Here is a 23,878-nt window from a genome sequence, read left to right as displayed (position 1 = left end):
TTGAATACCACTTTGTTTTTTGCATTATTGCTTGAAATTACACGATCTTCTCAATCGTACTTTTATCGAAAATATCCTTGACCAAGAAAATATTATCACTTACAAATCATTATGATACACAAAGTCTTATTATTGCTAAAAATTTTTTAATTCTTTCTTATAAGGTACAGTGCTGTGATATCATCACTTTGGGGAGTAAGTTTTGTATGCTTTTTTATATCGTTCATTAACTCATTTATAAATTCATCTGCGGAGGAGTAATTACCATTTACAAAAAATAATTCAAGTCTTTCATCAGAATATTCCTCATTAAATTCATTCATTGCCTCAGTAATTCCATCAGTATAAAAAAGAATTTTTTGCCCCGGCTCCAACTTAATTACTGCACTTTCGTAAGGTAGTCCAAAATCGAGCATGCCAAATGCCAATCCACCTTTATCGAGTTTTATTATTTTTTCATTAGAAAAATAAAAGATAGGGTTATGACCAGCGTTGATATACTCAATATTTCCAGTATCAGGGTCAAGCAGAGCAATGAACGCAGTAATATATTTTTCTGGAGTGGAAGCTTTATAAATAATTTTATTCAACCGGTTAGCTACTTCAATCAAATCAAAATCATTTTCGACATATACATTAAGAGAGGCATTGAGTGTATTCACAAGTAATCCCGAGGCTACTCCTTTTCCGGCAACATCTGCAATTATAAATAAATATCTGCCATCATTTAATTTAGTAACATCATAATAATCGCCTCCTATTTCGAGTGAAGGAACATTGATTCCCGCAAGTTCATAACCATCCAATGAGGGTAGATACTGCGGAATAATTCTCCTTTGAATTGCGGCGGCAGTTTCAATTTCTTGATGCATCCTCTCTTTATCAAGAGCCTCATTATGCAGATGTTCATTCTCAATTGATGCTAAAACCTGTCTTGCAAATGCTGCAAGCAGAATTTCATCAGTTTCATCGAAATTAATAATTCCTTTTCTGCTCTCTTTTTCTGATAAGGTGTAGCGATATTTGACTTCATTAAATTCTATTTCTGTAGATATTTTTTGCGGAGAATTTTCTACTTGCAAAACATTTGAATTTTGAGGGAATACAATTTGAGATATATTTTTATTTCCAGAATTTATTTGGAGGAGTCCAAATGAAGCATTTGTAAGTGATACCGCTCGTTCCAATGATAATTCAAGAAGTGACGAAGAGTCATTATGCAATTTCGAAATTTCTATTCCGGTATCTATCAAACTGTTGAGTTGAACAACTCTATGATTTAGTGAAAAGTTTAATTGTTTTTCTCTTTTTTGATTGAGATATGATTGATAAGCATTGTCCAACAGCTGAATAAACATTTGAAATGTTATTTTGTCAAGTTCTGTTATGTCGGTATTATTTACCTTGTTGCCTATAATTAATCCTAAATAAGAACCGTCGTTCAATGGCAATGTTGATATGATACTAAATTCGCTATCATTATAATATTCAATCTCAACATTTTCAGATATTTTTAATTTTGGGATTTCTTTTAGACATTTCTCGTTATACTGTTTAATTGATTGCCAATTTTCTGTGTTAGAGTTTTTATAAAATATATTTACATCGCTTATTAAGAATGAGCCTCTTAAAATGTGACAAAAGTTTGTACCAAGCTCTTGAATACTATTTGATTTAGTAAGTATAGCAAATCCTTCTTGAAAGGATTTTACCTGATAAGAGAGTCTTTCTATTATGTTATTATAATCATCTGCTTTCATAAAGAAAATTTGTATTTCACCTTATAAGCATAACATTTAATTAATTTCAGTAAAGCAGTTTTAATGCTTCATCTAAATTTTCAGCTTTCTTCGCGAATTGAAATAAGCCCATAATTGTGAATGTTTTTTCAATTGCTGGATCAAGATTTGTGAATATCAACATTCCCTTTGACTGGTTCAGTTCCTCAATAATTTCAATTAGAAATGAAATACCTATAGAGTTCACAACGTTTGAGTGAGCCAGGTTAAGTATTACGTTATTAATTCCATTTTCATTGTGCCTGTAAAATTCTTCAACAATCTTTTGTCCACCAATATTATTAATATAGCCGGTAGTATTAATTACAACACAATTCTCTTTTGTTTCAGTTAATAAATTAAACTCGGATGACATTTTAGTAACTCCTAAAGTAAATTTTTAATTATTGTAATTTTTGTGCCGGTATCGTCTGATTCGATTATTAGATCATCTGACATTGACTTCATGAGCTTAAGCCCCCAACCCCTTTTATTATTACTAGATAATTTTTTGCTGATCTCGGGTTCCTCAACTTCTTCGGGATGAAATCCATGACCAAAATCTGTAACTAATATTATTAATCGTTCTTTGGTCATTGTGAATTCAACATTTACATATGGATTCTCTAATCCGGAATGCTCTAGTCCATTAATAATTGCCTCAGTAACAATTATCTTTGCTTCTCCAATTTTTTCATTCGGAATTCCTAAATAACCGCCCATGAGCTGCAATCCTTCGAGAGCCACCAATTCAATGTCGGGTACTTTTGGAATTTTAATTTCTAGTTTGATATTGTCATTCATAATTGCTCTTATTTATTTTAATAAATGAAAAAACTTATTTATTGCGACTATTTGTCTTGTTTAATATAGCGATATCGCACTCAATGTCCACATTTTATTTTACCTAATTTAATTGGGGTATTGGATGCTAATATCGGGTGATTGTTACAGATGAGTTAAAAACTATTTTGATTTATTTGAGGGTGATTTGGTTTAGCAGCAATTTGGAAATGTGAGTTATTCTACTCGAGTGTTACAATTATAGTATCTGAATAGTTGGGAGATAAAAATTATCTGTTGGGCTAAGAACGACTTTTAATAAAAAGTTTTCAATATCTCGCAAATAATTTATCTGCGAGATATTCTAATTATTTTGATTATTTAAAACTTCTCTCAAACAATTCTTTAATTGCTTTTTTTCCATTTTCCTCTAAGAATCTTGTTCCTGTTCCTACAAAATGAACATGTTGAATGACCGGTTCTTCACCTTTTTTGCAGGGGACCCAATCTAACTGATTCCAGGTAAACCATCCATCACGCTTCTGATCAAAAACGAATATAGGTTTATTGCACAACTTTGCGAATTCAGCACCCCAGCCGGTTCCCCCTTTTACTGTGTTATTCTCAAGAATTTCTCCAATAACATAAATTTCTTGTCCATTATTAATCTGATACCAGATGCTCTGCAGAATTTTTCTAAATGATGGTGTTTCCGGGTATTTGCGGTTCATTAATTTAGAGATATACTCAAGACTTACATCACCATTCTTAAGTTCATCATGGTTTAATACTCTAATTCCACGCTTACGTTTAATAGCATGTCCTTCAAAAGTAAAATTTACTTCTTCAATTCCAAATTGCTCGGCAACGGCTCCAAATTCGGTTTCGGCTCCATCTATTCCGCCACTAAATAATATGCAATCTTCTTTATTCATTTTTTCCCTTTCATTATTTTTAATTAATTGTGTTTTAACTCAATGGTAAAAATTTTATTTCAATACTAGAGAAGTTAAAAATTGAGGAATATTATAAAAACTTTGAGGTAAAGATACGGACACTTATTCAATAAAACATCCGTAATCTACCGGTTTTATTCTACAGCTCCAGATGAGTATACTAAAAAGTATTCTTCAATTATATTTGTTTTTTTGATGATTGATTTTTCTAATTTCAAGCGGTATGCTAATTCTTCATTTCCCTTTTAACTGTGGGAATAAATTCTTCTGGTCTTCCAATTTTTGGTAATCCAAGAATTTCTCGTGCTCGATCTAGTGCGTCATCAATATTACCATATATATTCTCCTCACCATATATATCCAATAAACCTGCTTGAGTCATCGCAAATAAGGGCTGTGTATGCACACCAGAAAGGATTAAATGAGTATTAAACTTTTTACCGTCATTGTAAAAATCTTTTAAAGTTTGCAGACCTGTTGCATCAACCGCCGGTACATTTCTCATACGAATGATTCTAACTTTTGGCGGATTTTCAATTGCCAGCATTTGGTCTCTAAATTTTTTAGCCGCACCGAAAAAGAATGGTCCATTAATTTCAAATACTTCTACTCCATCAGGAATCTGTTTTTTATCAATTGAGTTTGGATCAAGTTTTTCTTCTTCATCTTCTAGTTCTCTTGTAATTACGCTTACATTTGAAACCTCAGCCATACGCTTCATAAATAGGAGAACGGCTAAGATCATTCCAATTTCTATCGCGATTGTTAAATCAAATATCACAGTTAGAGAAAAGGTGGTAAGAAGTACTACAACATCACTCTTTGGACTTTTCAACAAAGATTTAAATGATCGCCATTCAGACATATTATACGCAACAACCATTAAAATTGCAGCTAATGTGGCCATTGGGATAAGTTTAGCATAACTTCCAAAAAAGAGCATTATTAGCAGCAGAGTGATAGCATGGATTATTCCTGCTACCGGTGTTCTTCCACCATTTTTAATATTTGTTGCGGTTCTTGCAATTGCTCCTGTTGCGGGAATCCCACCAAATATTGGAGTAACTATATTAGCTATTCCTTGAGCAATTAATTCCATATTACTTCGATGCCTACCACCGATCATACCGTCTGCCACAACAGCAGAGAGCAGCGATTCAATTGCCGCGAGTAATGCTATTACTGTGGCGGGACCAATCAAATTTTTAATAACATTAAAATTTATTTCAAATAAACTTGGTGATGGAATATTTGCTGATATTTCTCCAAATCGACTTCCAATTGTATCTACTGGCAATTTTAAGAGAAGAACAAGAACTGTTGTTACAATTATCGCAATTAATGAACCTGGAATTCTGTGAGTCACTTTTGGCCACAAAATCATTATTAAAATGGCAAGCAAAGCTATTCCAAAAACATAATAGTTAATAGAATAAAAATTCTGAAAATAAATTATCCACTTTTCATGAAATTCTGCTGGGACCTTATGAATATTTAGTCCAAAAAAATCTTTTATCTGAGTTGAAAAAATTAATAATGCAATACCGCTGGTAAATCCAACCACTACTGGATAAGGGATAAATTTAATTAAGGAACCAAATTTTACCAAGCCCATTATCACTAAAATTATTCCTGCCATTATAGTTGCTATGGCAAGTCCCGTTGTTCCATAATTCTGAACAATGCCATACACGATAATTATAAATGCACCAGTTGGGCCACCTATCTGCACACGGCTACCGCCGAATGCTGAAATAATAAAACCTGCTATTATTGCCGTAATCAATCCCTTTTCAGGAGTAACACCACTAGCTATACCAAACGCAATGGCTAGTGGGAGTGCAACGATACCAACAATTACACCTGCTGTGGCATCAGCATAAAACTGCTCTTTTGTGTAAGTCTTAAGTGTTGTAAATAATTTTGGCTTTATATGAGACATCTCTAGTTCTATACCATAAATATTTTTCTAAATAACTGATGTAAATTTAACAAAATTGTGGTTTCGATTTATCAACAGATGTAAGAAATATAGATCTAGATATATTGCCAATTGAATTTGAGGTTAATTTATGATTATCAATAGAATTCTATTGATACAAAAAAGCTTTTATAAACTGCTCATAACTAAGATAGTAAATCTCTATTTTTAGATTGTTTCAAAAATCATTAAAAACTTTTAAGGTGAATACATGACTTACCTTACACATTTAGAATGTGGCTTATGCGATGAGAAATATGACGCTGATAAAATCTGGAATCTATCACCATGTTGCAGCAAGCCATTATTAGCTCGTTATGATATAAATAAGGCCAGACAAAATTTTTCAAAAGATAAACTTACCGGCAGAGTAAATTCATTGTGGCGGTATAAAGAAATGCTACCAATAGAATTCGATTCAAATATTCTTACACTTGGAGAAGGATTTACCCCACTTATAAGGGCAAAAAGATTAGGAGATTCATTGGGGCATGATAGTCTATTTATAAAAGATGAAAGCTTGAACCCAACCACATCATTTAAAGCTAGAGGGTTGTGTGTCGCAATTTCAAAAGCTAAAGAGTTAGGAGTAAAGGAAGTTTCAATTCCATCTGCAGGAAATGCTGCAGGCGCAATGTGCGCTTATGCCTCTTTAGCTGGAATGAAATCTTATGTTTTTATGCCCAAAGATGTACCCACCCCATTTATTGCTGAGTGTAAAGCATTTGGTGCTGAAATAAATTTAATAGAGGGATTAATAACCGATTGCGGAAGAACTGCTGCAGAACTTGTAAAAAAATATAACCGTTTTGATGTCTCAACATTAAAAGAGCCATATCGACTTGAAGGAAAAAAAACAATGGGATATGAAATTGCCGAGCAGTTAAATTGGACACTGCCCGATGTAATTATTTATCCAACCGGCGGAGGAACAGGTTTAGTTGGAATGTGGAAAGCCTTTGAAGAAATGGAAAATCTAGGATGGATAAATTCTAAGCGTCCTAGAATGGTTTCTGTACAGTCAACCGGCTGCGCTCCGATTTTAAAAGCATTCAACGAGAAAAAAGAATTTGCCGATCATTGGGAAAACGCTTCAACAATTGCCGATGGCTTGAGAGTCCCCGCCGCTGTTGGAGATTTTTTAATTCTCAGAGCAATATATGAGAGTGAAGGAATAGCTATAGCTGTTGATGATAAGGATATTATGACATGTTCAAACAATATAGCGCAGTATGAAGGTATATTTGCGGCACCCGAAGGTGGCGCGTCACTAGCGGCATTTAAGGTGTTATTTAAAAGTAATTGGATTAAAGAAAACGAATCTGTAGTTATCTTCAATACAGGAAGCGGTCATAAATACATGAATCTTTGGCTTAAAGATTAGCAATAAAAATTGCCGTTATAACAATAACATTTTAAGTAGTTGTGTTTAACAAAGAAGCTATTTGCTCAAGTTACTTTTTACTTTTTCTTTGAAATATCCATTCTCGATATAACGGTACAAGTTTTTACCGGGACAATCGGTGATAGATGAATAATCTTTATGAGCGCGTATTGAATCGATTGGAACATTATATTTTATTGCCAGCCAGGTCATTGTGTTTATAACTGCCTCAAGCTGATATTGGTTTGGCTCCACTTCTTCAAAATTACCAACCACTTCAATCAACGCATGACCCACCGGGTTATATTCAGTGTTTGTATCTCCCGCATAAATTATATCTCTACCCTCGAATACTTTTCCTTTTAAATCAATTATATAATGGTAAGGTATATCAATCCATTTTTTTTCGGCACGTGACCAGGTCTGCAATGCTTGTAAATACTTTACCGGATCTCTGCCTTCTGGAAATGATTCACCTTGATGATGGAGTGTAATATATGAGATTGTATGTTTCTTCTGAGGCGAATCAACAGCAGGAGTTCCACCCCATTGTGCGGCAGAAATAATATTACTCTCAAATTCTTTATAAGAAAATTGACTAGCCGACGAACATCCAATAAGAAAATTTATTCCCGCTAATAAAACAAATGAGATGCCTATAATTTTTTCATTTTTTTTCACAATTCAACTCCACTAAAAATTAAGAATAACCATCATCCTCGATAGGAAAAGTAAATAAAATCATGCTTGGATAAAACAATATTATAATTTCCCTATGCTGTTATTCTTCCATTTTAATTTCAATATTTCTGAAAATAATCTCTGTAGCTTCGGCTTGTAGACAAACTCTACCTTTTGTTAAAGATTTTTCCAGTTCAGGATTCTCCGGTGCTATAAATCGAATATTCCAAAGTTTAGCGGAGAGTTTATTATTAATATAAAATTCGGCGCTGTTATTTTTAACTACTATTTCAACTTTATTCCAGCCTTCAGAATTATCAAGCCGTTTCAGATTCATTAATCGCATACTCGTTTGCTTTCCCCCATAATCTAGCTGGCTTCCACTCTCCGAATAACGGGGAAATGATTTTTTAGATTGGGGATCAATCACAAATGAATCTACCGTGGTAGTAAACCATGCATAATTTTGTGCGTATATGTCACCCGAGCTTCCTTCCATAATTTGGCATTCTGTACTTGTAGGCCAAAACTCGAATGGCTGCTGAACATGAAAAAGTAAACCTGAGTTTTTATTTTTATTTTTTCTTTGGGCAAACTTTTTATCACCCCATTTGTATTCAAGTCTGAGCCGATAATTTGCATACTCCTCATTAGTAAATAAATAACCCTCTTGAACTACCGAATCCTCGTCATGATTTTTATATAGATGCAGATTTCCATCTATGATTTGAAATACATTGTTTGGGTCTTCATTTATTAAATATGGTTTTTCTTTATGATGTGATCCAAGAAATGTACTCCATCCATCCAGGTTTATTCCATTAAATAACTTTTGCCAAGCAGTGTCTTTTTGTTGCCCTTCTGAAACTGAGGTGCTTCCAAAAAGAAAAGTTATAAATGCTGCTGTAACTAGTAATCTTCTAAATTCAAATATTTTTCTTTTCATACTATTTGTTGAGTTTGTTCTTGTACATTTCACTTTCATTTACAATTAAGCCTAAGCCTGGAATTGTTGGTGTTGTAAGAAATCCACTATTAAACTCCAGCTGGTTTTCAAATAAATTTGATAATCCCATCTCGGGACGCGCACCCGCGTATTCCTGAACTCTAGCCGCATTTGGGATTGAAGAAACAAGTTGTAAGCTCATAGCGGTTGCAAGTGTAGGTCTAGTATTGTGTGTCATAATAAATTTATTAAAGGCGTGCGCCATATAAGCTACTTTTCTGCATTCTGAAAAACCTCCTCCTTTAATAACATCGGCATTTATAAAATCAGCCTTGCCTATCGTCATCAAGTCTCTCATTTGAAACCGATTAAACTCATGCTCACCGGCCAATACCGGAATATCAATTGCTTCCACAACATCTCTCAATCCCAAATAATCATGATAAGAAACCGGTTCCTCGATAGCAGAAATATTAAAATGTTCAATCAACTTTTTTGTGAGTGCAATTGCTTTTGCGGGTGTGTATCCATTATTGTAATCAACAAATATTTCAATTTCATCTCCAACGGCTTTTCTTATGGCTTTGATTACTTCAAACGTGTCATCAAAGTCGGGGTCCACATTTAATTGACGGATCTGCATTCTGGCTTTGATTGTCTTGTATCCTTGAGATATGAATTCCATTGCAGTGGCAGCCATCTTCTCAGGACCCTTTCTAGTTTTAGGATTATCTCCCCTTCCAAAGCTACCGTACACTCTAACTTTATCTTTATAAAATCCTCCCGATAATTTATAAACAGGTAAGTTTAATAATTTTCCTTTCAAATCCCAGAGAGCGTTATCAACACCGGCAATCGCTCCGGGAAGAAGCCCGGTATTACCTGCATCTTCTCCTTTAAAATACATTTGATGCCATAAGTACTCAGAATTGAATGGGTCTTGACCAATTAGTATTGGTTTACATATCTCTTCAATAACGGCGGAAGTCAGTTTGGGGTAATCATGATCAGCTTCACCCCATCCGCTGATTCCTTCGCTACTCGTAATTTTAACAAATGTAGCGTTTTTAAAAACAAATGTTTCTAATGCTGTAATAGTTGTTCCAGAGGGCTGAGTACGTTGTTCTTCAATCGAATTTCCTGCCAGTATTGATCCAGGAAATGCAATCGCAGCAATAGAACCTAATGATATTTTTTTAAAAAAATCCTTACGTTCCACATAATCTCCTTATGATTTATTTATTCTCAATTAAGTGTTCATCTTAATTCAAGGGGAACATGATATTGACATCAAATATTTCAAAGAATATTACAACAAAGAGAACCACAACAATTATTGAAACTAATTTGACAATCCATCCATATTTTATCATATCCGCAACTTTAATTCTTCCACTGCCAAATATTACTGCGTTCGGCGGTGTTCCAATTGGCATTAAAAATGCCATACCACTTATTAGTGTTGCCGGGAGCATTAATACAAGCGGGTGAATACCTTGCGAAATTGCATAGGCAGAAATAACGGGAAGAAACATTTGAACAGTTGCGATATTTGATACCAGCTCTGTAACAAAAGATACAAAAAGAGTAACAAGTATGATCGAAATGATGATATTAAAACTCCCCATCGCTACGAACTGATTGGCAAAATATTTCGTTAATCCGCTGCTGGTGAATCCATCGGCAATAGCGAATCCACCGCCGAATAATAATATCGCGTCCCATGGTAAATTTTTAATTGCTCTTGCATCAAGGATGTGAGAGCTGTTCTCGGCTTTAGAGGGAATTGCAAACAAAACTATCGCCGCCAATACTGCAACTGTTGAATCATCAACGTTGCCTAAGTAACTTGAAATAGTACTCCAACCTGGAATTGAGAAAATCCCAATGTTGATATCTTTTCTAAATATCCAAAGCAATGCTGTCATGCTGCCTACAATAATTACAATTTTTTCCTGATAAGTAACCTTGCCTAATGCTTTGAGCTCAGATTTAATTATGTCTGAATTAAATTGAGTTGATTTTCCCACTTTAATAAAAACTTTAACGAGAAAGAACCATGACAGTAATAGCATCATCAATGAAATTGGAACACCAAATACAATCCACTGACTAAAAGTAAAGGGGGCTGCATTTGGAAATCCAGAAGAATATTGTTTAATGAAAACTAGATTTGTAGGAGAGCCAATTAAGGTTCCAATTCCCCCGATCGAAGCTCCATATGCGATTCCCAATAGAAGCGCAATTGTAATTTTTCGGGCAGCAGCTTCTTCAAATTCTTCTTCAATTTTTTTTATTAGCGCAATACCTATTGGCAGCATCATTACAGCAGTAGCTGTATTTGATATCCACATCGAGAGTAATGTAGTGGCTGTCATGAAACCAAGAATCAGTTTCTGCGGGTCAGTACCTATTTTATCAATGATTAGTAATGAAATTCTTTTATGCAGATTCCATTTTTCCATTGCAACAGCAATAAAGCACCCACCAATATACAAGAATATGACCGAGTTCATATATGCGCTTGCGGTTGTTTCGGAGGACTGAATTCCCCATAATGGAAAAAGTACCATTGGAATAAATGAAGTTACAGCCAACGGCAAAGCTTCTGAAATCCACCACACTGCCATTAAAACTACTATAGCGGCTACTCTGCCTAATGCTGGATTTGAAGGATCGGGATTAAAAAAAATCAATACAATAACAAAGAGGAACAATCCTAAAAATAGACCAAGAGTTTGACTAAGTGCGCGGTTTTTCAATTATCCTCTCATGAAAATTAATTAGTTGGTCACTTCTACAGACTGCTTTAAAAAATCGGGGTCAATCTCAATCCCCAATCCTGGTCCGGTGGGAACGGTCATTTTTCCATTTACAGCTTTGAGAGTTGAAGTTGGACAAACGAATGGGACTTTATCATCACCCCCCTTAAATTCTTGATGCGCCCCGCAATTATGAATGAATGACGCAAAGTGGAGTACATACAAATATCCCAAGCCATTGCCCGACATATGAGGTGTGCAATTAATTCCCGCAGCTTGTGCCATTCGAGCAACTTTAACTGATCTGATCAAACCTCCAAAGTATAGCAGATCCGGTTGCACCGTTTGAACAACATCATGCTCAATCATCCATTTAAACATTCGTAAACTCGATTCTTCCTCTCCACCTGCAATCTTAATATCCAGATTATCGGCAATTTCTTTTGTCTCCTCATAATAATCGAATGGACATGGTTCTTCAAAAAAACCATATTTATGTTCCTCCATCATTCTTCCTATTTTTATTGACATAGGAATATCGTATGATCCATTAGCATCGGCATAAATTGTAAAATCATCTCCGAATGTTTTTCTAACAAGTGGAATTAATTCAACATCTCTCTTTGTAGATTGTTCATCAAATCGCATTCTTGCTCCAAGCCTGAATTTTAAAGCTTTGGCACCAATTGGTTCTGTGATTCTTTTCAAATATGATATTTCATCTTCCGGTTTATTCCCTCTCTTTTCGCTGGCCCGATAAACATCTATCTCAGTTCTATATATTCCCCCAAAAAAATCTCCCACAGATCGATTGGCAACTTTCCCGAGCAGATCAAGAATCGCGAATTCTAAACATGCAACTGGAACCCAAAACAGTAAACCTTGTTTTTTATAATTACTATCAAACAGATAAACATCATTTAACAAGTTTTCAATATCTCGAGCATCTTTGCCAATAAATGGAGGTTTTACATATAAATTAAAAACTGGCCAGAGCGCTTCCATAAATTTGGGATGTGAAACAGCATATCCTTCTGCTCCATCTTTCGACCGCACAACAACAATAAATACTTTTCCATTCTTGATTAACTTTATTGAATCGATAATAACCGGATCTTTTAAAAAAGATTTATCAAAAACATTTTGATAAACACTATCATCAATTTGAATTTTCTTTTTACTTTTACTTTGAATTCCCAATACAATATTTGGAACCGTAGAAATTATCCCCGCTATCGCCGAGTTTCGTATAAATTTTCTTCTATCCATAATAATCCTTTATTTGATGTTGCCATATTCTACAATCTTGTTCTTACTTTTATTTTCTATAATTTTTTTAATTCCTGACAAGACATTATTGTGCACATAAATATTCTTACTCTGATTTCCTTTCACTTCAAGAAATAGTTTGGCGGCAGTATAAATTGAGGAAGATTGCACAGTTCCATGTGATACATTATTAAATGCGATTAAACTATTTGCATCAATATTAGAATTAAAATTTAATCCGGTAATTGTTAAGTTTTGGATATCGTCACACACAATGGCGGGGCGGCTATCTAGTTTATTTAATCTTAGTTCAATATTGTTCAGACTAACATTTTCTGCATGTCTTAAATAAAATCCAAACGCGGGCAAATTTCCCCATTTTGTACTTTCGGGATAATGATCTTCAAGCTCTGGCAAAATTTTATTTGCGTCTTCAGATGTTCCACCGCCTGGAAATTCTATTCTTATATTATTTAAAGTGATATTTTGAATTTTATATCCCGGGATTCCGGTAATTGAACAACCAATTGGCGATTGCACATTTGTAGCAACTACATCACTAATCATTACATCCTTAAAAATTCCTACACCGGGCTCCGGTTGCTCATCATAAAATTTACGAGCGCGGTTACCAAGCCTCATATATATTGGAACATGTGTTCCTTCTATTCTAATATTAGAAATCGTAACTCCTTCAAGAATTCCTCCATCAACCATACCAAGTGTTATACCGCTAATTCCCTTTTTGTGTCCATAAATTGGAATTGTATCAATAGAAGGTTTTACAACCATGTTCGAAATTGAAATATTTCTGAAACCTCCGTGCGATTCCGTCCCAAATTTTATTGCGTTGCAATGACTGCTTATTACGCAATTAGTAATAACAACATTTTCAGTAACAGCAAACGAAGTACTTTTAAGTGTAATACCGTCATCATCCGTATCACCAATACAGTTTGCGATTATAACATTTTTGCAGCCGTCTATATCCATCATATCATTATTTTGATTGGCGTGATTGTACACTCGAATACCGGTTATAAACAAATCTTCACAAGCGAGATATTGCTGCATCCACATTGCCGAGTTTTGCATAGTAATGTTCTCGATTCGAATATTTTTACATTCGACAAATCTTATTACATATGGACGGTTTTTATAGCGGGCTGGTTTTTCTCGTGTTGTTACTTTGTATGAACTACCTTGACCATCAATTGTTCCTTCTCCTCTTATCGAAATATTTTCTACATTCTCAGCATAGAAGATAGAATGCTTAAGAAATGCGTCATTGAATGATTTCATTTTGGGAATGAACTCTTTGTAATCTTGAATATTTGTACTCCCAAGAATTACAGCTCCAGCAGATATATATATATCCACGTTGCTTTTTAACTCTAGAGAACCAGTCAGATATTTCCCTTGAGGCAGATAAACAGTACCTCCATTGGCACTGCAATAATCAATAGCTTTTTGAATTGCGCTCGTCTCAAGTGTTACACCGTCACCAACTGCCCCATAATCTTTAACATTATGATAGTTGGATTGAGCTGATAAAATTGTTGTCGCAATTATAAAAATTGAAAGACATTTAATTTTTTTCATGATGTATTTATCTGTTTAATGACTCTGTTTTAAATAATTTTTTTGTAATTAAATATAAAACTCGAAATAATGCTAATATTAGATAGAGTACAAATGCAATAAGTATTACATAATGCAGTTGAGTTATAATTTCAAGCCATGACCCATCATAAATAATTATTGCCACTACATTGAGGACAAAGGATAATGCAAATAGTGTTATTATTATTCTTATTTCATGAAGAATAAATTCCTTTTTTATTGTAATATCTTTCATATTCTATATCCATTTGGTAGGGTTACGCGATTTCCAGTTTTAATAGCCTGCTCGGCTAGGAGACTCCACAGTGAAGAATAATAACCATGCTTTGTTAAAATCTCTGGTGCTTTATTCTCTCTAATGTACTTGACGAAGGCCTCGAGTTGTAGCTTAGTTTCATCCATTTTATAGTTGTCAGAAATATACTCTCCTTTATATTGACCCGCTGTTTCCGGTATCCAGCTTGCTCCACCAATTGGAATTGTATCGAACACCCCCTTCTCAATCTCATTTATCAATTTGAGAATTGCGGGAGGGTTAGGCGGGGTTTCCGAATAAATTTTATTGACTTCAAATTCGACAGTACCTTTATCCCCCATAATTTGCTCTTCTAATCCATAATGTTTATTACTTGTCACAGAATCGTAAACCATTTGAGTTCCATCTTCATAACTAAAAATGCAAGCAATATTATCAAATACTTCCCGGCCATCTTTCCAGTAATTAATTGATCCTGTACCCATAACCGAAATTGGTTCAGAATTTTTAACCCAATTTGCAACCTGAATTTGATGTGAGGCCAGTTCCGTTAAAAGTCCGGCTGAAAGATCATCATACAACCGCCAATTAATTTTACGCTCAAGCTCAGGTTTATCTTTTGGAACTAACCGCCTCCAATTATTATTTCGATGCCAGAAAGCTCGCATGTGTGTTATTTGCCCAATTTCCCCTTTATGTATTTTCTCAATTCCTTCCAAATAAATAGGATTGAACATTCTCTGTAGTCCAATTTGCAAAATGCGATTGGTATTTATATGCGCATCATACATCAGTTTTACATCTTCGATAGTTCTGGCCATAGCTTTTTCGCAAAACACGTGCAAACCACTATCCAACGCATCGATGGTCAACTTAGCATGTTCGGTTAGAGGAGTTGCAATAACAACTCCATCCAATTCCTTCATTTCTAGCATCTTGCGGTAATCAACAAATCCCTTCGATTTTCCTTCAGTGAGATTCAATGCCCTCAAATAATTTGGTTCATAATCATCACAAACAGCCGCAATCTCAACATTCATTGAATTCATGAAAGATTTGATATTAAGAAGTAGTGCGCTTCCTCTATCACCAACTCCAATAATTCCCAACCTTACTTTATCGGAGGCTGATTTCCCTAAGGATTTGGAATCAGCAAAAATTTTTAACCAGGGCATTGTTGTTACAGCTAATGATGAACCAGCTAGAATAGAAATCCGTTCCAAAAATTCTCGTCTGTTTTGCATAAAATATTGTCCGACTTTAATCCATTATAAATTAAATAAATTGACAATTGGTTTATCCGAATTATATAGAATTTCAACAACTGAAGCGCTATCGTACTGATTTAGAGTTAATTTAATTTTTTCTTTTTCCATTATTAAGAACGCAGTAGATAATATCTCGGATAGAGTTGGCGATTCTGATGCTACACTTATAGCTTTGAATACTTTTTCCGGATAACCAGTTTTAGGATTGATAATATTGATATTTTCTTTCAATCCTCCATCATCGCACAATGTAAAATTGCTGGACGTTGAAACTGAACCATCAATTATTTCGAACGAATGGATTGATTGACCCGGCGATAAATAATTATTAATTCCAACTTTCCAATAATCACCGTTGGGATGTTTTCCTAAGGCAAGTATTGAACTCTCACCGAAGCTGATAAATGCGCATTCAATTTCATACTCTTCTAAAATATCTTTAACCTTCTCCAAAGCATATCCTTTCCCAACTCCGCCAAAGTCTAATTCACTATCAAAATCCTCAAATGATACTGTGTAATTATCTTTATTAAGAAATACTTTCTGGAATCCAACAGACTTCTTCACTTCGGTTAACATTTCTTGATCAATAAGCTCGGAATTTTGTTGTTTCCAAAAATTAACCAAAGGTCTCATTGTTATATCAAATGCCCCGCCGGTTAAATCATAAAATCGTTTACAAATTTCAAGAAGACTAAACAATTCAACATTGACATCGACATTTTCATTTTTTGTTCTATTATTAATTTTAAAAACATCGCTTTCTTTATTAAAATAACTCAAAAGTAATTCAACGCGATAGACTTCATCTCGTAACTTTTGGAATATGATATCCTCTAATTCCATGTCGAGTGAAGGAAAAACCGCATTGAATCGGGTGCCCATCGCAAAGAAACTAAAATCTACGATTCCTCTCATCTCAATATTGAAATATTTTTCCGTCAGCTAATACTTCCTGGTTCACCTTATCAAATGTTACAAACTTTTTTGTCCTTAATGCGGCGGTTACCATAATATTTGCGACCGAATGATCATAACCAGCTTCAACGGGACCATTTGGTTCGTTGCGGGAACGAATACACTCCATCCAGTTGAGCATATGTAGTGAGGTCATAACATCAGCGCCTGTATTAGCAGAAGTTTCGACTTTTATATCTGTAGCTGATAAATCAATATCGGGTAGTAAGTTTGGCTGCATTTTCATTGCCTTCGCAAATTGCTCTGTCAATCCTCCTGTAGCAGTAACTTTATTAGTATCTAAATTTAACTCGCCACCATTGGAATAATAAATTTCTTTTACTCCACCGGCTGAGTTAAACATTCTTGATGAATACAATACTTGGAAACCATTATTCATATCATCTTCGGAACCATAATCGAAAACGGCAGTCATCGCGTCGAAATTTTTTCTTCCATCATTCCACATATAAATTCCACCATTGGCTGTAACGCTGCGTGGAAATCTTAATCCACTAAACCAATGAACTGTATCTATTTGGTGTGACATCCACTGCCCCGGTATTCCAGATGAATAGGGCCAGAACAATCTATACTCAACATACTTTCTTGGATCCCAACTTTCATGAGGACGATTCATTATGTATCTCTTCCAGTCTGTATCATTTTCCTTTATAGTAGAAACTAAATCGGGGCGGCGCCATCTTCCCGGTTGATTTACATTCCAGGTCATCTCTACCATTTTTATGTCACCAAATTTTCCCGACTTAATAAAATTTAATGCGTTATGATAATTGGGTCCACTTCTTCTCTGCGAACCGATTTGACAAATTATTCCCGATTCCTTTACAGCTTTTAATGCTAGCCGATTATCTTCCATAGTTTCTGCGAATGGTTTCTCAACGTAGGCATCTTTTTTATTCTTAGCCGCTTCAATAGCATGAAGAGCATGTTGAAAATCTGCAGTAGAGATTATCACAGCATCAATATCTTTATCGTTATACAGTTCATCGTTATTTAAGTATGTAACTACATTTTTCTCATATTCTTTTTTGAAAAATTCGACACTTTCATTTCTTCTTCGATTCCAAATATCAGAAACACCTTTTATCTCAAAATTCATTTTTTCTGAATAATTCATGAAAGCAGGAACGAGGGATTGCCGTGCACGATCTGAAAAACCTACCAGACCAACTATAACCCTATCATTTGCTCCAATAATTCTCGAATAACTTTTAGCAGAAATTCCAATTGACCCCACAGCGGCTCCGGCAACAGCTAGCGCAGATTTTTTAATAAAGTCTCTTCTTGTATTTCCCATTTTAAATTCTCCATTAATTAATTTCTTTTATCTTAATATTCATGAACGAAACCTGGTCTCCATGATCTTGTAGTAAAATGTGTCCTTCTTTAAATTCTCCAAAGTTTGGCCAAACGCTGTATTTACTATAGGCCACCAGTGCCCGCCACATTTGTGAACTCCTAACATATTCAACAACTTTAAATCCATTAAGCCAATGTTCAACATTATTATCTTTTACAATAATTCTTGCGCGGTTCCATTGTCCAATTCCATTAACTCTTTTATTTATCGGGGCTATTAAATCATAAAGAGCTCCTAAAGTTCTATTACCAGCAACTCCAAGTTTGGCATCGGGATGCTTTGCGTCATCCAATATTTGAAATTCACATCCAATAGCGGAGCCATCTCCTTTATTTAATTCGGCATCAACGAAATATTTAATTCCACTGTTGGCACCTTCTGTAATTTTGAAATCAACTATCAACTCGAAATTTTTATATTTTTTTGTAGTTATGATATCTCCGCCATTACGTGATTCTGCTCCACCAGATGAGAGCACACTTAAAACTCCATCTTTGATTTCCCATCCATATTCTGGAAATGTTGCTTGTTTTGCCCCACGCCAGCCATTTGTTGTTTTTCCATCCCACAACAATTTCCAGCCTTGAGTTTTCTCATATTCACTTATAGAATTCTGAATGTAGTTATACTGAGGAATATTTCCCGATGGTGATTTATATTGTTCTAGATTATCAGTCATTATTCTAATATTTCGCCATTTTGCCTTAATACCATTTTTAGTGGGATCATTTTTTATATCATGAACCTGAAGTCCAATAAATCCTTTTGGAGTAGTGTTATCAATTATATCCGAGCAGGCAATTCCATTTATCCAGGTTCGAATTGAATTTCCAATCGCTTCAATTCGTACTTTATTCCACTCACCATTTTTATATGCTTTTCTTCCATCCGGATTTTCTTCAAGTGTATAAATCCATCCTCTTCTAGCTTCATCATAAATTCCGCCGCTCCAAGCTCTATCAGTCGGATCTATTTCCAATTGATAGCCATGAACTCTTCCATTCATATAATCATTTTTGCTTTCACTCCTAAATTGCACTCCACTATTTAGCTGAGAATCTGTAGTTGCTTCGAACTCCAAAATAAAATCATCATATTTTTCTTTTGTACACAGAAATGAATTTGGCGAGCCAATTACGGCTTCACCAACCAGAACTCCATCCTGCGCGTAATATTTTGCGAAACCGTTAATTGGTTCCCATCCAGTAAGATCTTTTCCGTTGAATAAGTTTTTCCAATTCTCTTGAGCATTTATAGTTAATGAACTGATTAAAATTAATATCAGAAGTAAACTATGTTTTGTTTTCATCGTCGTACACCTATTTATTTTTATTTAAGTTAATTTTTACAGTATAAACCTGAGGAAGGCCGGTTTTATCAGTTCCAAATAAAACATATTTGCCATTAGGACTAAAATGAGGATGTGGATGCCCGGGCTGTCCCTCCCAACTTGAATTGTGGCGAAATAATTTTTCCTCTTTTAAAATCTTATCCCTCTCAAAAGTCCACATAGTTAGAATCATTCCATCATTTTGATCTGCAACCCAATGCTTATTATCATTAAACACTTGGGAATGTGCTGGTCCAACGGGGACTTCAAACATAAAATTATCGGTACCATTATAATTGCAGGAACCTAAATATTGTTTTCCTTTATTGGGTCCAAACATATATCGAGCAGAATAACCTATTCGCGAGCCGTCATACAGCCAAAATTCATGTGTACGATGTATTCCAAATTCTTGAGGCACAACCGGTCCACCATTCATCTCATTAATATTAAGCCACCAAATTCTAATTGGTGTATTTCCAACTATTCCCGCACTTCCTTCTCTATATTGATGCTGCCAAGCATAGGTAATAATCTGTGGATCCGTTGGTGATGCTTGCAAATGATTTATTGTAAATCCATAGTCGGGTGATATCTGCACATCCTCCTTCGATTCAATATCGAGACGCATAATTGCAAAAGGACCAGTACTATTTTCACTGCTCCATCCTGGATTTTTATTAATCGAATACACAATAAACTTTGCGTCGCACGTAACAGTGAATGATCTGATTTTAGTTTTCGAAGAAGAAAAAACGACTATATCTTCCATTGTTTCATAATTTAATTCATGGATGGAATTATCTATTTCGTACCATATTTTTTTCTTTAGCGGAAGATGCCACACTGAGCCGACACTACCATTATGATTAGTTAGTTGAGTGATCGATCCGTCACTCAAATCAAGTCTAAATAAATTTATACCGCCGGCTCGTGTTGAATAGATGATGATATTGTCTTCATCGATAAATGACTCAATATTAAAATAGAGTGGCCAGCTTTCATATTCTTCCGATGTCCATTTACTAATCTCGTAACCATATTCGGGATCGATCCAGGTTTCCTTTTCGCTTTCCCATTTAGTCCCAATTGGTGAACTTGAATAGTGATTCACATTTGAGCCAGTAGTACATGAAAGTATTCCGTTAATAATAATTATTATTAAAAGAAACTTTCTTAACAAGACTAAAAACCTAAAACTGCTCATAATTAATCCTTGGCTGAAGCGCTTGTAATTTCAACAATAATTAACTGACCGGGTGGAATTGTTAAATCTAATTTTTGTCCAACACTGTTAATCATTATCTTTTTATTGTGAAGTGCCTTACCAGCGGCATTTTTATAAATTAAATTGTACTCACCTTTATTTAATCGCCAAACTCTTGCTGTAAGATTTATCTCAATATTTTCAAATGAGAATAGTTCAATGCACAATCTATCATTATTGGAATGAGTGACAAGCGAAGCGAGGTTATCATTACGATTTTCCCATGATACAGAATAATATGGAGAACTTCCTTCGGGAGTTCCATCACCGGTCAGCATTGCTTTCAATAAATCAGCACCCGGCGTTCTAACTCTATCTGTGTGTAACGCAAGCGTTGTTCTCAAAGGAGTATTGTATCGAATTGCTTCTAATGACTCGTTCAACCCTTCAATTAAATATTTCTGATCTCCTGTAATTTGATATTTCGTAAACTCATTCCCATGCTTAATTATAATTGAATCATAATCTGCATTATTAGTGGTTACTCTCCATTTACCTATAACATTCCAAAAACCATTATTACTAACCAGTTTTTGAGCGGCCCATACTTCACTTCCTTCTTTAACTTTTTCAAATAAGTGGTTATAATTTTTTTTAATCATTTCAAGAGACATATTAATTGGTTCTAATAATTTTATATTTCCATTTAAAGTATATGTGAAGAAAAGTTGATCCATAATCATTGAGCCGACGGAATGCTCCCAATCGAAATATGTCCATAACATATCTGCATTATACCAATTTGTGCCATCGCCATTAATTGCCTCATCATAATATCTAATTGAGGACGGTATAATACCTCTTGGTTTTCCTTTTTCAGTCATGAGTGCAATGTGCAGCCAAGCCTCTGACCATTCGTTAAGTAAATTTATCATGCGAGGATTTCTTGATGACCATGCAGTGTAACGAAGTGGTTTTAACGCCCTTGTATTATAATCAACGTCTCTATTGCGAGGAATTCTTTCATCGACCTCTGTTGAACTAAACCAAGCTGATTTAAAGAATCGTCTGCCATATTTATTTTTAACCGACCAGAGATTTTCAAAATAATCGGCAGTATATAATAGTCGTTTGAAATAAGTAGAATCTTCATCAACAAATAAAAGTTCAGGAGTAGAATCCGAAATAAATTCTGCCGCATGCTCAACATCAATCGGTAATTTTGAATATCCTAAATGTACTTTAGGACTTTGCCATACTTCGTCTGCTAATTTTTTCCATCCCAATATTGCATACTTATTTCCCGATAGAAGAAAAGGAGTCCACCATCTTAACAGTTCAACATCATCACCAATTTTTCCACCAAACTCTCCATTTGGAGCTTGTCTCTCAGTAACCCACCATTTAATCTCACGGCTTAATCTACAAATCAATTCTCTTTGTAGTGTTGCCCATTTAGGGGCACTATTATTTGCATTTAAACAATCGCAATAATCGGTTTGGTTTATCACTACACCGTTATACATTGCGAGATTTTCATCATCTGGATAGAGTTCATATAGTTCTGCTAAATCTCGTTTTGCCATTTCCTTTTCATGTTGTCCACCGCGTTGAAGATTAAGATCGTATCCAAGTTTACCACGCATCCAGAGTGCCCTTTCTCGATATGGATTTTTAAATTCATAATCATGTTCGATCTGAGCATCAAGTAGGCAAATGGTTTGATGAAGTCTATCGAATATTCCTAATCCGGTTAATTGCGAAGCCCACTCCCAGCCCATCATATTATTAAGCCTATCGGCTTCCATAAAAAGTGATGATTGTTGTAATAGATAATAAATGTAAGAATCAACGGGATAGAGTTTATTTTGTTCCAAAAGGTATTTATGGAGATCTGCTAATGATACTTTTGATTTATACCTCCCGGCTTGTTTTACAATCCTTGAAATTTTTTGATGTAAATCGGAAACCGGAACTTCATACGGAATAAGTGACAATCCTAAAATACGAACAGAATCTTTACCACCTTTTATATTTACTACTAAACCTGCATTATCTACTTCAATTAAAGAGTTATAAACTCTGTATAGATTAAGATGCTCCGATTCGCCCCCTTCCCCTGCTTTGATCCTAAACCAATTTATCTCATGATTTTTGTCATTAATTTTTAATAACGATGAGTTAGTGTAATCATTTCCGGCTTCCATCCAATATGTAAACCACCATTTCCCACTTGGTATATTTACCTTAAATTCAATTTCTTTTCCGGTCACACCATCATTAGTGAGATTATTTCGGAGAGTGGTACCATTAAATTTAATTCTCTCAAATGAATTTAAAGGTAGGATGCTCCATCCAAATCCTAAACTTTTTTCATACTTAAAATTTTCATCAACAACAACTGAGTTTAAATATTGCGCTGAACCGGTCTTACCAAAATCAAATGTGATTGGTGCTCTCTCCAACCTATTTACTTGAGTGTACAAATCAGAAAATACAAAAAGCAAAGACACGAGTGTAATAATTAAAAAATATTTTGTGCTTATCATAACATACTCGCTGAATCTTTATCAAGATATAGAATTGCGTTTTGATGTGTACGCAAAATTGAAGCTGGGCATTCAGTTGAGATTTTATTATAGAGACATCTTTTTACCGCATCAGCTTTTCTTGTTCCCGGCACTGCTATCGACAGATGACTTCCGCTCATAAGGGCTGGGACAGTGAGTGTAACGGCAAACTTTGGAACTTGTTCAAGACTACTAAAACACCCGTCATTTACTTGCTGCTGACGACATGGCATGTCTAACTCAACAATTTTCACAAACTTTTTATCATTAAAATCGGCTACTGGAGGATCATTGAATGCTATGTGTCCATTTTCACCTATACCCAGACACACAATATCGATAATATTTTCGCGTAGAAGAATTTCATAACGCTCACATTCTGCTTCAATTCTTTCCGCTTGTGAATTTATAACAATTATATCCTTCAAATTAACTTTTGAAAAAAGGTGATCGTTCAAATATCTGCCAAATAATTGCTCTGCATTTTTGGGAAGTCCAATGTACTCATCCATATGAAACGCAATTATTTTTGACCAGTCAATGTCTGGAGTCTTGACAAGTTCAGCTAAAAATTCATTTTGTGATGGTGCCGCTGCAAAAACCATTCTGATCTCATCTTTTATTTCCAGAAGGTTACTAATAAGTTTTCCTATATTCGCAGCAGCACTCTTACCTAACTCGATTCTGTTTTCACAAATCACAATATTTAGTAGATCGAGATTCATAATTTTCATTTAACAATA

At 34.8% G+C, this 23,878-nt stretch carries 20 protein-coding genes; 1 reads left to right on the top strand and 19 read right to left on the bottom strand.

Annotated elements, in window-relative coordinates; genetic code table 11:
• Window positions 1-146: 146 nt before the first annotated feature.
• From KF816_03935 to sulP, 5 genes are all read right to left on the bottom strand, one after another.
• Window positions 147-1,760 carry a PP2C family protein-serine/threonine phosphatase gene (locus KF816_03935; GenBank protein ID MBX3007161.1) on the bottom strand — a complete coding sequence of 538 codons (1,614 nt, stop codon included), beginning with the start codon at window positions 1,758-1,760 and terminating at the stop codon, window positions 147-149.
• 46 nt (window positions 1,761-1,806) lie between these two features.
• Window positions 1,807-2,154, bottom strand: coding sequence for an STAS domain-containing protein (locus KF816_03930; protein MBX3007160.1), 348 nt, complete (start codon window positions 2,152-2,154; stop codon window positions 1,807-1,809).
• Between the two features lie 11 nt (window positions 2,155-2,165).
• Window positions 2,166-2,582, bottom strand: coding sequence for an ATP-binding protein (locus KF816_03925; GenBank protein MBX3007159.1), 417 nt, complete (start codon window positions 2,580-2,582; stop codon window positions 2,166-2,168).
• A gap of 356 nt (window positions 2,583-2,938) precedes the next feature.
• Window positions 2,939-3,496, bottom strand: a complete 558-nt coding sequence (locus KF816_03920; GenBank protein ID MBX3007158.1) for a hypothetical protein — start codon at window positions 3,494-3,496, stop codon at window positions 2,939-2,941.
• Window positions 3,497-3,743: 247 nt separating this feature from the next.
• Window positions 3,744-5,459 (bottom strand): sulfate permease, encoded by a 1,716-nt coding sequence (gene sulP, locus KF816_03915; protein ID MBX3007157.1) that lies wholly within the window; start codon window positions 5,457-5,459, stop codon window positions 3,744-3,746.
• A gap of 250 nt (window positions 5,460-5,709) precedes the next feature.
• Here sulP and KF816_03910 point away from each other — a divergent pair, with 250 nt between their 5' ends.
• Window positions 5,710-6,882, top strand: coding sequence for a threonine synthase (locus tag KF816_03910; GenBank protein ID MBX3007156.1), 1,173 nt, complete (start codon window positions 5,710-5,712; stop codon window positions 6,880-6,882).
• A 57-nt stretch (window positions 6,883-6,939) separates the two neighbouring features.
• On the opposite strand, the gene KF816_03905 is transcribed toward KF816_03910, so the two are convergent.
• The 14 genes from KF816_03905 to KF816_03840 all read right to left on the bottom strand — a co-directional run bounded on the left by KF816_03905 (window position 6,940) and on the right by KF816_03840 (window position 23,869).
• The gene (locus tag KF816_03905; GenBank protein MBX3007155.1) at window positions 6,940-7,563 is read right to left on the bottom strand and encodes an N-acetylmuramoyl-L-alanine amidase; all 624 of its coding nucleotides are present in this window, start codon (window positions 7,561-7,563) and stop codon (window positions 6,940-6,942) included.
• 100 nt (window positions 7,564-7,663) lie between these two features.
• Entirely contained in the window at window positions 7,664-8,509 is an 846-nt protein-coding gene (locus KF816_03900) for a DUF1080 domain-containing protein (protein MBX3007154.1), read from the bottom strand.
• 1 nt (window position 8,510) lies between these two features.
• The gene (locus tag KF816_03895; protein MBX3007153.1) at window positions 8,511-9,728 is read right to left on the bottom strand and encodes a mandelate racemase/muconate lactonizing enzyme family protein; all 1,218 of its coding nucleotides are present in this window, start codon (window positions 9,726-9,728) and stop codon (window positions 8,511-8,513) included.
• A gap of 43 nt (window positions 9,729-9,771) precedes the next feature.
• Entirely contained in the window at window positions 9,772-11,271 is a 1,500-nt protein-coding gene (locus tag KF816_03890; protein MBX3007152.1) for an SLC13/DASS family transporter, read from the bottom strand.
• A 21-nt stretch (window positions 11,272-11,292) separates the two neighbouring features.
• On the bottom strand, window positions 11,293-12,540 hold the full coding sequence (locus tag KF816_03885; GenBank protein MBX3007151.1) for a mandelate racemase/muconate lactonizing enzyme family protein: 1,248 nt from the start codon (window positions 12,538-12,540) through the stop codon (window positions 11,293-11,295).
• A 9-nt stretch (window positions 12,541-12,549) separates the two neighbouring features.
• Window positions 12,550-14,142: a hypothetical protein gene (locus KF816_03880; GenBank protein ID MBX3007150.1), complete on the bottom strand. Its 1,593-nt coding sequence runs from the start codon at window positions 14,140-14,142 to the stop codon at window positions 12,550-12,552.
• A gap of 7 nt (window positions 14,143-14,149) precedes the next feature.
• On the bottom strand, window positions 14,150-14,398 hold the full coding sequence (locus tag KF816_03875) for a hypothetical protein (protein MBX3007149.1): 249 nt from the start codon (window positions 14,396-14,398) through the stop codon (window positions 14,150-14,152).
• The gene (locus tag KF816_03870; protein ID MBX3007148.1) at window positions 14,395-15,663 is read right to left on the bottom strand and encodes a Gfo/Idh/MocA family oxidoreductase; all 1,269 of its coding nucleotides are present in this window, start codon (window positions 15,661-15,663) and stop codon (window positions 14,395-14,397) included. The genes KF816_03875 and KF816_03870 overlap by 4 nt, the downstream gene beginning before the upstream one ends.
• Window positions 15,664-15,687: 24 nt before the next feature.
• Window positions 15,688-16,605: an FAD:protein FMN transferase gene (locus KF816_03865; GenBank protein ID MBX3007147.1), complete on the bottom strand. Its 918-nt coding sequence runs from the start codon at window positions 16,603-16,605 to the stop codon at window positions 15,688-15,690.
• 1 nt (window position 16,606) lies between these two features.
• Window positions 16,607-17,965, bottom strand: coding sequence for a Gfo/Idh/MocA family oxidoreductase (locus KF816_03860; protein MBX3007146.1), 1,359 nt, complete (start codon window positions 17,963-17,965; stop codon window positions 16,607-16,609).
• A gap of 13 nt (window positions 17,966-17,978) precedes the next feature.
• Window positions 17,979-19,337, bottom strand: a complete 1,359-nt coding sequence (locus KF816_03855; protein ID MBX3007145.1) for a DUF1080 domain-containing protein — start codon at window positions 19,335-19,337, stop codon at window positions 17,979-17,981.
• Between the two features lie 10 nt (window positions 19,338-19,347).
• Window positions 19,348-20,565 carry a hypothetical protein gene (locus KF816_03850; GenBank protein MBX3007144.1) on the bottom strand — a complete coding sequence of 406 codons (1,218 nt, stop codon included), beginning with the start codon at window positions 20,563-20,565 and terminating at the stop codon, window positions 19,348-19,350.
• Window positions 20,566-20,567: 2 nt separating this feature from the next.
• Window positions 20,568-23,114: a hypothetical protein gene (locus KF816_03845; GenBank protein MBX3007143.1), complete on the bottom strand. Its 2,547-nt coding sequence runs from the start codon at window positions 23,112-23,114 to the stop codon at window positions 20,568-20,570.
• Window positions 23,111-23,869, bottom strand: a complete 759-nt coding sequence (locus tag KF816_03840; GenBank protein MBX3007142.1) for a glucosamine-6-phosphate deaminase — start codon at window positions 23,867-23,869, stop codon at window positions 23,111-23,113. The genes KF816_03845 and KF816_03840 overlap by 4 nt, the downstream gene beginning before the upstream one ends.
• Window positions 23,870-23,878: the final 9 nt, after the last annotated feature.

Source organism: Melioribacteraceae bacterium, assembly GCA_019638015.1.
GTDB lineage: Bacteria > Bacteroidota > Ignavibacteria > Ignavibacteriales > Melioribacteraceae > JAHBUP01.
The sequence above is the reverse complement of the archived record's forward strand: the minus strand, read 5'-3'. Positions and strand labels throughout refer to the sequence as shown.

Coding starts and splice junctions, on each gene's coding strand:
- KF816_03935 (MBX3007161.1), bottom strand. CDS start 1,760: ATGAAAGCAGATGATTATAATAACATAATAGAAAGACTCTCTTATCAG.
- KF816_03930 (MBX3007160.1), bottom strand. CDS start 2,154: ATGTCATCCGAGTTTAATTTATTAACTGAAACAAAAGAGAATTGTGTT.
- KF816_03925 (MBX3007159.1), bottom strand. CDS start 2,582: ATGAATGACAATATCAAACTAGAAATTAAAATTCCAAAAGTACCCGAC.
- KF816_03920 (MBX3007158.1), bottom strand. CDS start 3,496: ATGAATAAAGAAGATTGCATATTATTTAGTGGCGGAATAGATGGAGCC.
- sulP (MBX3007157.1), bottom strand. CDS start 5,459: ATGTCTCATATAAAGCCAAAATTATTTACAACACTTAAGACTTACACA.
- KF816_03910 (MBX3007156.1), top strand. CDS start 5,710: ATGACTTACCTTACACATTTAGAATGTGGCTTATGCGATGAGAAATAT.
- KF816_03900 (MBX3007154.1), bottom strand. CDS start 8,509: ATGAAAAGAAAAATATTTGAATTTAGAAGATTACTAGTTACAGCAGCA.
- KF816_03885 (MBX3007151.1), bottom strand. CDS start 12,540: ATGGATAGAAGAAAATTTATACGAAACTCGGCGATAGCGGGGATAATT.
- KF816_03880 (MBX3007150.1), bottom strand. CDS start 14,142: ATGAAAAAAATTAAATGTCTTTCAATTTTTATAATTGCGACAACAATT.
- KF816_03875 (MBX3007149.1), bottom strand. CDS start 14,398: ATGAAAGATATTACAATAAAAAAGGAATTTATTCTTCATGAAATAAGA.
- KF816_03870 (MBX3007148.1), bottom strand. CDS start 15,663: ATGCAAAACAGACGAGAATTTTTGGAACGGATTTCTATTCTAGCTGGT.
- KF816_03865 (MBX3007147.1), bottom strand. CDS start 16,605: ATGAGAGGAATCGTAGATTTTAGTTTCTTTGCGATGGGCACCCGATTC.
- KF816_03860 (MBX3007146.1), bottom strand. CDS start 17,965: ATGGGAAATACAAGAAGAGACTTTATTAAAAAATCTGCGCTAGCTGTT.
- KF816_03855 (MBX3007145.1), bottom strand. CDS start 19,337: ATGAAAACAAAACATAGTTTACTTCTGATATTAATTTTAATCAGTTCA.
- KF816_03850 (MBX3007144.1), bottom strand. CDS start 20,565: ATGAGCAGTTTTAGGTTTTTAGTCTTGTTAAGAAAGTTTCTTTTAATA.
- KF816_03845 (MBX3007143.1), bottom strand. CDS start 23,114: ATGATAAGCACAAAATATTTTTTAATTATTACACTCGTGTCTTTGCTT.
- KF816_03840 (MBX3007142.1), bottom strand. CDS start 23,869: ATGAAAATTATGAATCTCGATCTACTAAATATTGTGATTTGTGAAAAC.